The 13,923-nt window shown below is 69.8% G+C and carries 10 protein-coding genes and 1 tRNA gene; 4 read left to right on the forward strand and 7 right to left on the reverse strand.

Annotated features, from left to right (window positions below; translation table 11 throughout):
• The first annotated feature begins 1,298 nt into the window (after positions 1-1,298).
• The gene (locus Q7S93_RS11465; RefSeq protein WP_304714039.1) at positions 1,299-2,258 is read left to right on the forward strand and encodes a tyrosine-type recombinase/integrase; all 960 of its coding nucleotides are present in this window, start codon (positions 1,299-1,301) and stop codon (positions 2,256-2,258) included.
• Between the two features lie 59 nt (positions 2,259-2,317).
• Here Q7S93_RS11465 and Q7S93_RS11470 read toward each other — a convergent pair.
• Together Q7S93_RS11470 and Q7S93_RS11475 are read right to left on the reverse strand one after the other, a co-directional pair.
• Positions 2,318-2,394, reverse strand: a tRNA-Arg gene (locus tag Q7S93_RS11470).
• A 94-nt stretch (positions 2,395-2,488) separates the two neighbouring features.
• Positions 2,489-3,532, reverse strand: coding sequence for a P1 family peptidase (locus tag Q7S93_RS11475; RefSeq protein ID WP_304714040.1), 1,044 nt, complete (start codon positions 3,530-3,532; stop codon positions 2,489-2,491).
• Between the two features lie 75 nt (positions 3,533-3,607).
• Here Q7S93_RS11475 and ggt point away from each other — a divergent pair, with 75 nt between their 5' ends.
• The gene (gene ggt / locus Q7S93_RS11480) at positions 3,608-5,389 is read left to right on the forward strand and encodes a gamma-glutamyltransferase (protein ID WP_370652142.1); all 1,782 of its coding nucleotides are present in this window, start codon (positions 3,608-3,610) and stop codon (positions 5,387-5,389) included.
• Positions 5,390-5,397: 8 nt separating this feature from the next.
• On the opposite strand, the gene Q7S93_RS11485 is transcribed toward ggt, so the two are convergent.
• From Q7S93_RS11485 to Q7S93_RS11500, 4 genes are all read right to left on the reverse strand, one after another.
• Complete coding sequence (locus Q7S93_RS11485) at positions 5,398-6,912, reverse strand: sensor histidine kinase (RefSeq protein ID WP_304714041.1); 1,515 nt, start codon at positions 6,910-6,912, stop codon at positions 5,398-5,400.
• Between the two features lie 76 nt (positions 6,913-6,988).
• Entirely contained in the window at positions 6,989-8,038 is a 1,050-nt protein-coding gene (locus tag Q7S93_RS11490; protein WP_304714042.1) for a quinone-dependent dihydroorotate dehydrogenase, read from the reverse strand.
• Positions 8,035-8,376 (reverse strand): DUF952 domain-containing protein, encoded by a 342-nt coding sequence (locus Q7S93_RS11495; RefSeq protein WP_304714043.1) that lies wholly within the window; start codon positions 8,374-8,376, stop codon positions 8,035-8,037. The genes Q7S93_RS11490 and Q7S93_RS11495 overlap by 4 nt, the downstream gene beginning before the upstream one ends.
• Positions 8,373-8,876 (reverse strand): SixA phosphatase family protein, encoded by a 504-nt coding sequence (locus Q7S93_RS11500; protein WP_304714044.1) that lies wholly within the window; start codon positions 8,874-8,876, stop codon positions 8,373-8,375. The genes Q7S93_RS11495 and Q7S93_RS11500 overlap by 4 nt, the downstream gene beginning before the upstream one ends.
• 92 nt (positions 8,877-8,968) lie before the next feature.
• On the opposite strand from Q7S93_RS11500, the gene metX reads away from it, so the two are divergent.
• On the forward strand, positions 8,969-10,129 hold the full coding sequence (metX, locus tag Q7S93_RS11505) for a homoserine O-acetyltransferase MetX (protein WP_304714045.1): 1,161 nt from the start codon (positions 8,969-8,971) through the stop codon (positions 10,127-10,129).
• On the forward strand, positions 10,126-10,785 hold the full coding sequence (gene metW, locus Q7S93_RS11510) for a methionine biosynthesis protein MetW (RefSeq protein WP_304714046.1): 660 nt from the start codon (positions 10,126-10,128) through the stop codon (positions 10,783-10,785). Before metX ends, metW begins: the two co-directional genes overlap by 4 nt.
• 6 nt (positions 10,786-10,791) lie before the next feature.
• Here metW and Q7S93_RS11515 read toward each other — a convergent pair whose 3' ends face one another.
• Positions 10,792-13,722, reverse strand: a complete 2,931-nt coding sequence (locus Q7S93_RS11515) for an autotransporter outer membrane beta-barrel domain-containing protein (RefSeq protein ID WP_304714047.1) — start codon at positions 13,720-13,722, stop codon at positions 10,792-10,794.
• Positions 13,723-13,923 lie beyond the last annotated feature (201 nt).

Genomic DNA, 13,923 nt, shown 5'->3' on the forward strand with positions numbered 1-13,923 from the left:
CAGGAGTGGCTGGGCTGGGCCCGCCCCGTATGGGCCAAGGGGGCCTGTCTTAAGTTGCATCGACGCTCAAACGTGGACCTTCGCATTAGAGCTTGCGATCTCGTGTGCGTTGCTTCACATTTGAGCCATGGCAAAACTCCCAGACCTCGTTCGCGCCGCCGCCCACGCGACGGGTGAAACCGAAGCGTCGATCAAGGTGCTAGCTCGGAGCCTCCGCGAGGGTGGGCTGATCACGACATTCGGGCGAGGTCGCCATGGGGCGGAAATGTCGAGCAGGGACGTCGCGAGCCTATTGCTTGGGTTGGCCGTGGCTGGCGACATGACCAAGGCTGCGGCCGCCGTCGAATCTCTGGGATCCACACGTACCGTCATGGCGGGGATCTACGACCCCGACGTGATCGAGCTTAGCCGGGAGTCGTTCAGTGCGATGTTCCCCAGTCTGGCGCGGGACACGCTCGCGGACACGATGATCTGCCTCATTGAGGCGCTTCGGAATCGAGAAAATAGAGAAGGGGCCGGCTCGTCGACATCTCATCAGGAGAAGCGCCCACGGCCTCTAGAGGATGGAGCGCCGCCTCGGTTCTACTCAGCAGAACCATGGCTTCTCCCACCAAGGTCGGCTCCCTCAGTCGCGCCAATATCGGCTCCGCATGACAGCGAAACGACGGCTACAGGGGCCGCAATCTTCGTAGACAGATCCGACAACGATTGGTCAGCAACGCTTTTTGTAAGCCTGTCGGACGAACGCCGCCTGGGCATGCAATTCAGATACAACAAGCTGGATGATGACCGCCCTAGGGTCGCGGCAAGGCAGATTCACACAAGGGTCTGGCTCTTGCCAGCGTGTTTCGACGCGTTAGCGGAATGCGTTTCCGACAAAGAAACCACTGCGACAGCCTCCTCGGGGGGTGCATAGATGCCCCCCCGCGTAGCATCCTCCCCCTCGGTCACTGTCGTTCCTCGAGGCTTGACGATCTGCCAAGCAGCGGCCGTAGCCGGACTCAGCAGAGGGGCCTTCGCTGTCGCGCGAGCCCGAGGCGTTTATCCAAATCCAACACTCCCTGGTGGGCGCATTGACCGCGTGCTGCTCGAGCGAGCCATGGATCGACTAAGTGGGTTGGCGGCCGACGGCGAATTAGCCGACCCACTTGCTGCATGGGAGTATGCACGCAGTGCGCGTCGCGCTTAGAGGGGTGAATACCGTCACCAAGCGCCTCAGCGATGGACGGCGAGCCCGTTACTATTACCATCGCGCAAGCGGCACCCGTCTTATAGGCGAGCCTGGATCACCGGAGTTCTTGGAGTCATATGCGCGAGCCGAGCAGACGCTTCGGGAGCGTCACTCGGCTGGCACGTTCGCAGGCCTGACCCGGGCCTACACAAAATCCCCGGAGTTCCAGACCCGCCTGGCGGCAAGCACGCGCAAGGAGTACGGGCGCAAGCTGGCTGCTGCTGAGATCGAGTTCGGCGACATGCCTATTGCGGCCCTCAATAACCCTAGGGTCCGTTCTCATTTCATGAGCTGGCGATCAGTCGTCGCCCGAACCTCTGGATTGCGGGAAGCTGACTACAGGCTCGCCGTCGTATCGGCGATGTTGAGCTGGGCTGTGGAGAACGGCCACGTGGAGTCAAACCACGTGAAAGGCTTCAAGCGCCTCTATCACTCCGACCGCTCCGAGATCCTCTGGCTGCCCGAACACGTTGAAGCGTTCATGGCCGCGGCGCCTGTGGAGATGCAACGAGCGCTCATCCTGGCGCTGCACACCGGCCTCCGCCAGGGCGACATACGCAAGCTTTGCTGGAGCAACTACGACGGTGCCCACCTGAACCTTCGCATCGGGAAAAACCAGAGAGCTGGCCGGCAAGGTCCGATGGTCTCGATACCCTGCACAAAGTCCCTCAGAGCCATGTTGGAAGGGATGAGCAGAGGCTCAGCTGTCATCCTCACCACGAAGGAGGGACGCCCGTTCACGGCCCGCTATTTCGGCCGTCAGTGGGAAGACGCTATGAGGGCGGCGGGGCTGACGAACGCGTCGCTCCACTTCCACGACCTACGGGGGACAGCCGTTACCATGCTGGCGGAAGCCGGCTGCTCGGTTCCGCAGATCGCCTCTATCACGCAGCACTCATTGGCGACGGCGACTCGGATTCTGGAGACCTACCTGGCGCCGACTCGGCATCTGGCGACCCAGGCGATCGCTCAATTTGAGAACGCAGCAGCAACAGAATTTGCAAACCGGCTGCAAACCAGGGCCTGAAATGCCCTGCCGAGGCCCAGCAGAAAGGCTGAAACACGAATGATTTCAATGGGAAGAAGTGGCGCGCCCGGAACGATTCGAACGTCCGACCCTCAGATTCGTAGTCTGATGCTCTATCCAGCTGAGCTACGGGCGCGCAGTGCCTTGCGGCAAGGGCGCGGAACCTAGTCGGCCTTTTGGGAAAGTTCAAGCCGGGGAATTGGGGGAATGGCGATTCTTCTTGGCCTCCCTCAGGCGAGGTCGCGCCAGCAGGGTATGTCGGCGTCGGGCCAGGGCGCAGCGGCGTGGACGCCGCGGGCCACGGCGCGGGCCAGGACGTCGGCGGCCAGGGCGCCCAGGCGGGCGATCTGGAAGTCCGGGCGCGGGCCCAGGGGCCGCTGGGCGGTGGACAGGGCGAAGACCACATCCCCGTCGAAGGGGGCGTGGACGGGGCGGATGGCGCGGGCCAGGCCATCCTGGGCCATCACCGCCACGCGGCGGGCCTGGGCGGGCGTCAGGACGGCGTCGGTGGCCACGCAGGCGATGGTGGTGTTGGTGCGGGCCTGGGGATCGGCCTTGGCCAGGCCCCAGTCGTCGCCGGCGCCCGCCAGGCCGGCTGAGCCCAGGCCGCCGAACTCGCCGTCCATCTCGTAGGGGGCTGCCCAGAAGGTGCGACCGCCGGGCGCCACCACCGAGCCGAAGCTGTTGACCGCCACCACGGCGCCCACGGCGAAGCCGTCGGCAGTGATCGCCGAGGCCGAGCCGACGCCGCCCTTGAGCCGGCCGGCCATGGCGCCGTAGCCGGCCCCGGCCGTGCCGAGGTCAAACGCCTCGCTTGCGGCCAGCGCCGCCTGGCGGCCGAGCGCGCGATAGGGCGGATCCTCCCCCCAGGCCTTGTCGCCGCCGTTGGCCAGGTCGAACAGGATGGCGGCCGGCACGACCGGAGAGGGCGGAACGGCGGACTGGGCGACAAGGCCATAGCCCCGGCCCTGGGCGCCCAGCCAGGCCGTGACCCCGTCCGGAGCCGCCAGGCCATAGACCGAACCGCCCGACAGGACCACGGCGTCGATGGCGTCCACCAGATTGTGCGGATCCAGCGCATCGGTCTCCCGGGTGCCGGGGCCGCCGCCGCGGACGTCGCAGGCTGCCACGGCCCGGGCGTCGGGCAGGATGACGGTGACGCCGGTGCGCGCCTGGGCGTCATGGGCCTGGCCGACCTTCAGCCCCGGCACGTCGGTGATCAGGTTGCGCGGTCCCGGGCGGGCGATGCCGGGGCGGGCGATGGATGACGTCATGGCGTGGGTCTCCCTTCCGGCTGGGTGACACAGCCAGACGGTTGTTGTCCACGCCGGCGCCGCTAAGGTGCCGCCATGATCCAAGCCAGTCCCCGGAGCGCCGTGTCCTCCTCCCTTCCGCGTCCCATCGCCCGCCTCGCCCATCCCCTTGTCCGCCCCCTGGTTCCGGCCCTGCTTCTGCTGGCCGCCGCCTGCGCGCCGATGAGCCAGACGGCCCAGCGTCCGGCCACCCCGCCGACGGCGTCGCCGACCCAGGGCCAGGTGATGGTCACCGCGGCCAATCCCCTGGCCGTGGAGGCCGGTCTGGAGGTCCTGCGGGCCGGCGGCTCGGCGGTGGACGCCGCGGTCGCCGTCCAGGCCGTGCTGGGCCTGGTGGAGCCGCAGAGCTCGGGCCTGGGGGGCGGCGCCTTCCTGGTGCATTACGACGCCGAAACCGGGGTGGTCAGCGCCTATAATGGCCGCGAGACCGCGCCGGCCGCGGCCACGCCGAACATGTTCCTGAACGCCCAGGGTAAGCCCCTGCCCTTTGTCGACGTGCTGCTCAGCGGCCGCTCCACCGGCGTCCCCGGCGCGGTGGCCATGCTGCACATGGCCCAGGCCGAGCACGGCAATCTGGAATGGAATCAGCTGTTCGGATCGGCCGAGCGCCTGGCCGACGAGGGCTTCATCGTCAGCCCCCGCCTGGCCGGCATGATCACCAGCCAGGCCCCCCAGGCCAAGGCGGCCGATGCGGTGGCCTATTTCACCAAGCCCGACGGGACCCGCTACGCCGCCGGCGACCGGCTGCGCAACCCGGCCTACGCCGCCACGGTGCGCAAGATCGCCGCCGAGGGTCCCGACGCCCTGCTGGAGGGCGAGATCGCCCAGGCCATCGTGGCCCGCGTCGGCCAGGGGGACCTGCCGGGCGTCATGACGCTTGCGGATCTGGCGGCCTATGAGCCGAAGAAGACCGAGGCGCTGTGCCGGCCCTATCGCGTCTATGTAGTGTGCACGCCGCCTGCCCCGTCGGGCGGTCCCGCCGTGCTGGAGGGCCTGGGCATCCTCGAGCATACCGCCATCGCCGATCACCCCAACGACGCCCAGGGCTGGTACCTGTTCACCCAGGCGAGCCGCCTGATGTACGCCGACCGCGACCGCTATATGGGCGATCCCGACTTCGTCGCCGTGCCCACCGAGGGGCTGCTGGACAAGACCTATCTCGCTGAACGGGCCAAGCTGATCGCGCCGACCGCCGGCCCGGCCCCCTCCCCCGGGACGCCGGCCGGCGCCGGGGTCCGCGCGCCGGACGCCACCCGGGAGGTCTCCGGCACCTCGCATTTCGTCGTCGTCGACGCCGCGGGCGATGCGGTCTCCATGACCACCACGGTGGAGAGCATCTTCGGCTCGGGCCGCATGGTGGGGGGCTTCTTCCTCAACAATCAGCTGACCGACTTCGCCTTCGCCCCGGTCAACACCGATGGGGCGCCGGCGGCCAACGCCATCGCCGGGGGCAAGCGGCCCCGCTCGTCCATGGCCCCGGCCATCGTGCTGGAGGACGGCGAGCTGGCCGCCGCCGTGGGCTCCCCCGGCGGCACGGCGATCCTGGCCTATAATCTGAAGGCTCTGGTGGGGATGCTGGACTGGAACATGCCGGTGGCCGAGGCCATCGCCCTGCCCAACCTGATCGCCCGAGGCGCGTCCTACGCCGCAGAGGGCGACAAGTTCGCCCCAGAGGTGGTGGCAGGCCTCGCCGAGCGCGGCGTGACCTTCACCGCCGTCGGGGGCGAGGGCTCGGGCCTGCACGGGGTGCGGGTGACGCCGCAAGGGCTCGACGGCGCCGCCGATCCCCGCCGCGAAGGGGTCGCCCGGGGCTTCTAAAGCCCCCGTCAGGCCTTGGGCGCGGCGGGCGCGGCCTTGCGTCGGGTCCGGCCGGCCTTGGCCTGTGGCGCCGGGGCCAGCGCCGCGGGCGCGCCGGGCAGGCGGAGCTCAAAGGTCGTGCCCGCCGCGCCGCTCTCCACCAGGCTCAGATCGCCCCCATGGCCCTGGGCCAGCTCCCGGGCGATGGCCAGGCCCAGACCCGCGCCCTCAGCCCGGCCTGAGCCGGTGAAGGGCAGGAACAGGCGCTCGCGAACCTTGGCCGGCACGCCGGGGCCATCGTCGCTCAGCCGGACAAGGCTCAGTCCGTCGTCCTGGCGCAGGCTCAGGGTGATGACGCCGCGCCCGTCCTTGTCCTGCTGCTCGATGGCCTCCCGCGCGTTGCGCATCAGATTGACCAGGATCCGGTGCAACTGGTCGGGATCGGCCAACACCTGATCGGCGGCGGCGACCTGCAGGTCCAGCCGCACCCCGTCGGGGGCCAGGCGCGCCTCCTCGGCGGCCATCTCGGCGGCCTCGGCCAGGCTCACCGTGCGCGCCTCCGGCGGCGCCTCCTGGGTCTTGCCATAGGTGAGCACGTGGGAGGCCAGCTTCACCGCCCGGTCCAGCGCCCGCTCCAGCCGCGGCAGGGCTCGGCTCACATCCGGATCGGCCGACGCGGCCAGCCGTTCCGAAGCGATCTGGGCGCTGGTCAGCATGTTGCGCAGGTCGTGATTGATCTTGGCCACGGCTTCGCCCAGGGCCGCCAGCCGGGCGCGGGCGTTGAGGGCGGCGCGCAGGTCGCCCTGCATCAGGGCCAGCTCCACCTCGGCGCGGCCGATCTCGTCCCGGCGGCCCGACAGCTTGACCGTCGCCCGGGGATCGTCCGGATCGGTGCGGAACAGTTCCATCCCGCGGGTGATCCGCTGCATGGGCCGGACCAGGAAGAGGTTCAGCGACAGATAGACCAGCCCGCCGGCCATGGCCGAGACGAAGGCGGTCACCGCGATCAGCCGCCAGAGATAGGCCGTCAGTTCCTGACGCAGCTCGGCGTCGGGGGCGACGATCTCGATGAACTCGGCGTCGCGGAACCGGGGCTCGGCGACCACGCGGACCATACGCCCCTCGCCGCCGAACATGGTCTGGAAGGGGGCCGCCAGCCAGGAGGCGACCGCCTGGTCGCGCAGGTCCACCAGATAGGGGGTGCGGCTCATATTGTTGCCGCGCAGGACGAGGCGGCGGACCCCATCGCTCTGGATGGCCACCCACTCAACGCCGGCCACTTCCAGCAGTTCGGAGGAGAGCTGTTCGCTGACCACCACATCGGGCGCCACTTCGGTGGCCAGAGAGGCCAGTTCGGCGGCCCGGACCCGGTCCAGCAGCCACTGCTCCTCGAAGGCCGCCAGGGTCGGCGGCACGATCAGGGCGCCCCCGAAAAGCACGAACAGACTGGTCAGGATGAGCAGGCGAGCAGAAAGGCCGCCCGGCCAGAAGAAGCCGCGCCTGTCAGGCCCCGAGGGCTCCGGTGGCGAGGGAGGCTCCGCCATGCCTGTCCGTTAATGCACGCCGCCCGATTGAGCAACGCGCCTCATGGCCCCGCTGGGCGCCAGGGCCGCCAAAGCCTCAGCTTGCGGCGACCGCCTCGGCCGTCGAGGTGAAACCATCGGCCCGCAGGCGGGCGGCCAGGTCGCGCTTGATACGCGCCACCAGGCCCGGCCCCTGGAAGACCATGGCCGAATAGAGCTGAACCACGCAGGCGCCGGCCCGAATCTTGGCGTAGGCGTCCGCGCCCGAGGCCACGCCCCCGGCCCCGGCCAGGGGGAAGCGACCCTGGGCGGCCTCGTGGAACTGGCGAAGCACCCGGGTGGAGGCGGTGAGCAGCGGCGCGCCGGACAGGCCGCCCGCTTCGCCGGCGTGGGGCGAGCGCAGGTCGGCCGGCCTTGCGATCGTGGTGTTGGAGACAATCACGGCCTCGAGACCCGCCTCGGCCACCACATCGCAAATGGCCGCGATCTCGGCCTCCTCCAGGTCGGGCGCCACCTTCAGGAACATCGGCGCCGCGCCCTCGGCCGGCAGGCTGTCGCGGGCCTCGCCCAAGCGTCCCAACAGCTCCTGAAGGGCCTCGCGGGTCTGCAGGGCGCGCAGTCCCGGCGTATTGGGCGAAGAGATGTTGATGGTGAAATAGGAGGCCAGGCCCCACAGGCGGCGCAGGCCCGTCACATAGTCGCCGATCCGGTCTTCGGACTCCTTGTTGGCTCCGATATTGGCCCCCACCACCCCGCGGCGGCGGCGGGCCAGTCGCTCGGCGAACGGGTCGAGGCCTTCATTGTTGAAGCCCATGCGGTTGATCACCGCCTTGTCCTCGCTCAGCCGGAAGAGCCGCGGCCGGGGATTGCCCGCCTGCGCCAGGGGCGTGACCGTGCCGCATTCCACGAAACCGAATCCCGCAGCCAGCATGGGGGCGAAGACCTGGGCGTTCTTGTCGAAGCCGGCGGCCAGGCCCAGGCAGTTGGGCAGGGACAGGCCACAGAAGGTGATGGCCAGGATCGGGTCCTCCGGGCCGCTCGGGCGGGGACCAAGCCCCATCTGGAGGGCCCGGATCGTCAGGCGGTGGGCGTCCTCGGGGTCCATCTGGCGCAGGGCGCCGGCCGCCAGGGTGTGCAGGACGCTCAAGACAGGTCTCCCAGCACCGGCGCGCCGTCATCGCCCAGCGGCGCCGCATGGACGCCCAGGACCCGGGCGGTGTCGAAGCTTCCATAGAGGTGCGCGAACAGGTCGCCGCCGCGGGAGGGCTCCCACTTCACGTCCGGCCCCAGGTCGTCGGCGTCGAGCTCCAGCACCACCAGGTCATCCTGGCCGGCGAAGTGCCGGCGCGCGGTCTCCTGGGCCTGGGCGGCGGTGGAGAAGTGGATATAGCCATCGGCCAGATCCACGGCCGAGCCGTCGAACCGCCCGAGCGCCTTGGCCCGATCCCATTCCTCGCGGCGGAGGATCTTATAGATCCGGGTCAATCATATCCTCCGCGCGGCGGCATCATCAGGCCGTCATAGACCGGACGACCTTGACCGTCGAACAGGAAGACCGCCGCCGCCGAGGTGGGAAATCGCGAACGGGCGGCGTTCAGCAGATCGCTAGACGCCCCGCCCTCGATCAGCAGCCGCAGGACCAGTTCGTGCAGACCTGGATTGTGGCCGATCACGAGCACGGTCCCGGCCTTGGGGGCGACCTCGCGGACCCGGTCGAGCACGGTCTGGGCCTCGGCGTGGTAGAGCCCCTCGTCGACCCGGACGTCGCAGGCCTCGCAGACCGGCTTCAGCGCCTCCCAGGTCTCCCGCGTCCGGGCCGCATCGGACACCAGGGCGAGATCGGGCGCGAAGCCCATCTCCGTCAGGCGCTGGCCCGCCTCCCGGGCGTCCTTGCGGCCCCGGGGGGTCAGCCGCCGCGCGTGATCGTCCCCGCTCAATGACTCGCGCTCGGCCTTGCCGTGCCGCAAGAGGATCAGCCGCTGCATTCCCACTCCATAAGCCCAAGCCTGTTCCATAGCGCGACCTTGCCCGGACGCGAAGCGGTTGACAGTCGCAGAGCTTGGCGGTCCAAGGCGGCATGAGCCAGACGGTCATCGCGAGCCCGGCCATCGAAACCAACGGCGGGACCCTGCGCCTGCCGGCCGACGCCCTGCTGCGCCTCGACTCCGGCGCCGTGCTGGCGCCCCTGGAGATCGCCTACAAGACCTATGGGCGGCTGAACGCCGAGCGATCCAACGCCGTGCTCGTCTGTCACGCCCTGACCGGCGACCAGCATGCCGCCTCGATCCACCCCATCACCGGCAAGCCCGGCTGGTGGAGCCGGGTCATCGGGCCGGGCCTGCCCCTGGATCCGGACCGCTATTTCATCATCTGCACCAATGTGGTCGGCGGCTGCATGGGATCGACCGGCCCCTCGTCCCTCGATCCGGCCACCGGCAAGCCCTATGGCCTCACCTTCCCGGTGATCACCATCGCCGACATGGTCCGCGCCCAGGCCATGCTGCTGGACGCCCTGGAGATCGAGACCCTGTTCGCCGTGGTCGGGGTGTCCATGGGCGGCATGCAGGTCCTGCAGTGGGCCACAGACTATCCGCATCGGCTGCGCTCGGTGGTCTGCATTGCGGCGGCCGCCCGCCATTCAGCCCAGAACATCGCCTTCCACGAGGTCGGCCGCCAGGCGATCATGGCCGATCCCGACTGGCGCGGCGGCGCCTATGAGGCCCATGGGGTCCGCCCGGAAAAGGGGCTCGCCGTGGCCCGCATGGCCGCCCACATCACCTATCTGTCCGAAGCGGCCTTGCAGCGGAAATTCGGCCGCGAGCTGCAGCGGGACGGCCTGTCCTGGGGCTTTGATGCCCCCGACTTTCAGGTGGAAAGCTATCTCCGCTACCAGGGCGCCTCCTTCGTCGACCGCTTCGACGCCAACTCCTATCTCTACATCACCCGGGCGCTCGACTATTTCGACCTGGCCGCCAGCCATGGAGGCGTGCTGGCCAACGCCTTCCGCCGGGCCCGGGACGTGCGCTTCTGCGTGCTCTCCTTCTCGTCGGACTGGCTCTACTCCACCGGTGAGAGCCGCGACATCGTCCGCGCCCTGAACGCCGCGGGCTGCCGGGCCAGCTTCGTCGAGATCGAGACCGACAAGGGCCACGACGCCATCTTCCTCGACGAGCCGGTGCTCCACTCCGCCCTGCGAGGCTTCTTCGAGTCTCAGGCCTCGCGGGGGGGTCTGGCGTGAGCGCGCTTCGGGAGGACTTCAAGGAGATCCTGCGCCTGGTGCGGCCCAACACCCGGGTTCTGGATGTCGGCTGCGGCGAGGGCGACCTGCTGGATCTGCTGACCCGGGAAAAGGGCGTCGATGGCCAGGGGCTGGAGATCAGCCCCAGCGGCGTGGCCGCCTGCCTCGCCAAGGGCATCGCCGCGGTCCAGGGGGACGGCGACCGCGACCTGGACCACTTCCCGACCCAGGCCTTCGACTACGCCATCCTGTCCAAGACCCTGCAGCAGATGCGTGAGCCGCGGCATGTGCTGATCGAACTGATGCGGATCGCCGACCGGGCGCTGGTCTCGGTGCCGAACTTCGGTCACTGGCGGATGCGCTGGGCCCTGCTGACCCAGGGCCGCATGCCCGAGACCAAGGCCCTGCCCGACCCCTGGTGGTCGACGCCGAACATCCATTTCTGCACCCTGCGGGACTTCACCACGCTTTGCGCCGAGCTTGGCCTGCGGATCGAGGCCTGCGCCGCGGTCAGTCCCGACCAGCCGGCCCGCAGCATCGATCCCGCCCGCCCCATCGAAAACTGGCGGGCCGAGACCGCGCTCTTCCTCCTGACCCGCGAACGCCCGCGGCCGCCGGCGCCGGAGCGCGCGGCCACGGGCGATCTGTTTAGCTAGACCTCTCTAGAAGGCCAGGCGCGCCGTCAGGCGGGCGTCATAGGCCTGGTGGTCGCCGCGCAGTTCGCCGCCGCCTTCCAGGGCGAGGTCGAAATAGCGGGTCATGCCGCGGACGCCCAACCGCACCACGGCGGCGCCATCGTCCAGTTCCGGCGCGGCCAGGGTGAAGCTGGAGCCGCCGCTGACGAACCGCGCGGTGGTGACGTCCGGACCATCGCCGGTGAGCGCGCGGTAGCCCACCGTGACCTCGGGACGCCACAGCATGGAGTCTTCACCGCCGAAGGTAGCGCCCAGCGCGACGCCGGCGAAGGCCGAAAATTGCTGGCTCGTGCGTTCGTCGATCACCAGGTCGATGGCCTCGCCGCCGCCGCTCTCGGTGCGGCCGTCCTCGCCGAAGTAGAAATAGTCCACCTGCATCATGGGCCGGGCGTGGAAGCGTCCGGCCTGCGCGGTCCAGGACAGGCCCGCATGGGCCGCCCCCATCACCGCATTCCATTCGGAATTGGCGTTGCGGACCAGGCCTGAGTCGGTGTCGACCACGGCGCGGTCGGCCTGCAGCCAGGCATAGCCGCCGGTGGCGCTGGCCGAGGCCTGCAGGGCGCCGGCCGAGGCGCGCCAGTAGACGCCCCCCGACAGGGCCGTGCCCGTCAGGTCCTCCGCCGCCGCGGCGCCGTTTTCCTCCACCGACACGTTCAGGAAGCTGGTGTGGACGCCGAACGACCCCATCGACCCCGCGGCGCTTTCGACACCCGCCGCCAGGCCGAAGCCGCCGGCGTCGAAGCCGGCCGAGCCGCTGAGGTCCTGGCGCTGGATGACGCCGATCTCCTGCACCCAGGCCCGGCGCTGGCCGTCGGGAAGGCGGCCCTCGGTCTCGTCGATGCCCCTGGCCGTCGCTTCATTGGCCGAGGCGAAGACCCGGAAAAGGGCGCCCGAATAGTCCGGCAGGAACTGGTCGTAGAGGGCGATGAAGCTCGCCCGATCGGTCTTGGACAACAGGGCGTCGCGGACGTCGTCCTCCCGGTCGAAGGCGTCGAACACCGCGTCATAGGCGCTGGACTGGGCCGAATCGAGGCCCGCCTCGCTGGCGGTGCGCCGGCGGACATCGGCGATCAGCTGATTCTGCGCCTGGTCGGCCCGCAGGGTGGTCTTGTAGAGCCAGGGGCCGTCGGCGAGCAGGCTGTCGTCCAGCGCGCCCTGGACGTCCAGATCGCCGGCCTGGATCAGGGTGAAGCTGGTGGGATCGGTCAGCTTGCTGTTGAACCGCAGGCCCACCCGGGCGCCGTCCTCGAGGACCGCCGCCCCCGCGACATTGAGCCGGGTGCTGGCGCCTGTCAGGGGATCGGCGGTGAGGACGAGCGCCGACTCACCGCCGAGCGTCAGGGTGGTGAGGCCCAGGGTGGTGACATTGGTGGCCGTCACCCGGCCCTCGCCGATCGCCACAGAGAGCCCGCCCCCGGCGTCTGTGAGGGCGCCGGTGAAGGTGGCGCCGCCATCGACCACCAGGGCGTCGGCGCCGGCGCCAAACGCCAGGGCGCCGGTCATCTGCCCGGCCAGCAGTTCCATGCGCGCCGGGCCTGAGCCGAACAGGACGTCGCCGGTGATGGTCGGGACGACGGTCTCGACGCTGTTGGCGGTCTGGCGGACCGTGACGCCCGAGGTGTTGGCGCGCAGGTCCAGCGCGATGGTCTGCCCCTCGACGGTCGCCTCGTCGCTGGGCGTGATGGCGGCGCTGATCAGGCCGGTATTTTCCACCAGGGCCAGGGTCCCGGCGGAGTCCAGCACGGCGGTGGCCGAGCCCTTGGCGCCGCTGATGGCGGCCGAAATGGTGCCGGTGTTGGTCAGCTGGGCTGAGGAGGCGCCGGCGTCGATCTGGATGGCGCGCACGTCCACGGCGTTCTCAGCGGTGGAGAGCCCCTGAATGACGCCGCTGTTGGCGATGACGGAGGCGGTGGCGCCTGATTTCAGGTGAAGGCCGACGGCGCCGGCCTGCACGGCGCTGCCCGAAATCACGCCTGCGACCTTGACCCCGTTGGCGATGTTCACCTGGCCGCCCTGACCGCCGATCTCGACGCCCAGGCCGCTGACGCCATCATAGAGGCCGACCCCGGCAGCCGAGCCCTTGACCACCAGGCCATAGGCGTCGGCGCCGGTTCCGACGGCGCCCAGCAAGATGTCGCCAGGCCCGCCGATCTGGATGGCCGCGGCTGAGCCATAGGCGGTGATGACGCCGGTGGACTCCGACGCATCGGCGACGCCGTCGTCGTCTTCGTCAGCGTCGTCGGGATCGTTGTCGGCCGGCGGCGCATCCACCAGCACGCCCCCCTGGACGCTGCCCCGCACGCGGACGGCCGGGCCGCCCTGCAGCAGGTCGTCGGCGTCCAGGATGCTCGTGTCGCTGGGCCGGGTCGTATAGCGGTAACCGGTCGCCGTGACGCTGGAGCCCAGGATGAGCCGGCCGCCCACATTCTCGTCCACCGCGACTCCGACGGCCCCCTGGCCCTGGGCGGTGAGCCCTCCGGTGGTGACCACATCGCCGCCCACGGTCGAGGCGGCGTGCAGCCCATAGCTTCGATCGCCGGTGACGCTGATGCTGCCGGCCGAGCGGATCGAGCCGTCCACGGCGCTCTGGGCATAGATGCCCGCCGAGTCATTGCCCTCGACGATGATGGCGCCGGCGGTCTGGACGATGGAGCCATGGAAGGGCTCGGCGCCGCTGACGCGCACGCCGAAGCGGTTGGAGCCGGACGCAAACGGCCCATCGAGATCGCCGTCGTCGTCGGCGTCCTCGGCCTCGTAGCTTTCATTGACCTGCACCGTGCCCGACAGGGTCACCTCGCCGGTGCGGCCGCCCTCGATGAGGATGGCGGTGGCGTCATTGGCGTCGGTGATGGTCACCTCGCCGGCGACAGCCAGACTGTTGTTGCTGTTCAGGGTCACGGCGGTCCCACCCGTGGGCTTGACCGAGCCTGTGCTGGAGATCGTCAGGTCATCGGGCGATCCGGACGCCGCCGTGGCCGTGGACACCGGCGTGGTCACCGCCGTGCTGATCGTCGTCTCAGCCTGACTTGCGCCCGCCACAAGCAAAAGCGGCGCAGCCGCAGCCGCGCTCAACCAACGCCTGTCCATAATATCCCCTCC

Origin of the sequence: Phenylobacterium sp. (genome assembly GCF_030646615.1) — a bacterium.
Lineage (GTDB): Bacteria > Pseudomonadota > Alphaproteobacteria > Caulobacterales > Caulobacteraceae > Phenylobacterium.

What these genes read in the sequence shown, in the direction of transcription:
- Q7S93_RS11485 (WP_304714041.1), bottom strand. Translation starts at nt 6,912, where the DNA reads ATGGCGGAGCCTCCCTCGCCACCGGAGCCCTCGGGGCCTGACAGGCGC.
- ggt (WP_370652142.1), top strand. Translation starts at nt 3,608, where the DNA reads ATGATCCAAGCCAGTCCCCGGAGCGCCGTGTCCTCCTCCCTTCCGCGT.
- Q7S93_RS11475 (WP_304714040.1), bottom strand. Translation starts at nt 3,532, where the DNA reads ATGACGTCATCCATCGCCCGCCCCGGCATCGCCCGCCCGGGACCGCGC.
- metX (WP_304714045.1), top strand. Translation starts at nt 8,969, where the DNA reads ATGAGCCAGACGGTCATCGCGAGCCCGGCCATCGAAACCAACGGCGGG.
- Q7S93_RS11500 (WP_304714044.1), bottom strand. Translation starts at nt 8,876, where the DNA reads ATGCAGCGGCTGATCCTCTTGCGGCACGGCAAGGCCGAGCGCGAGTCA.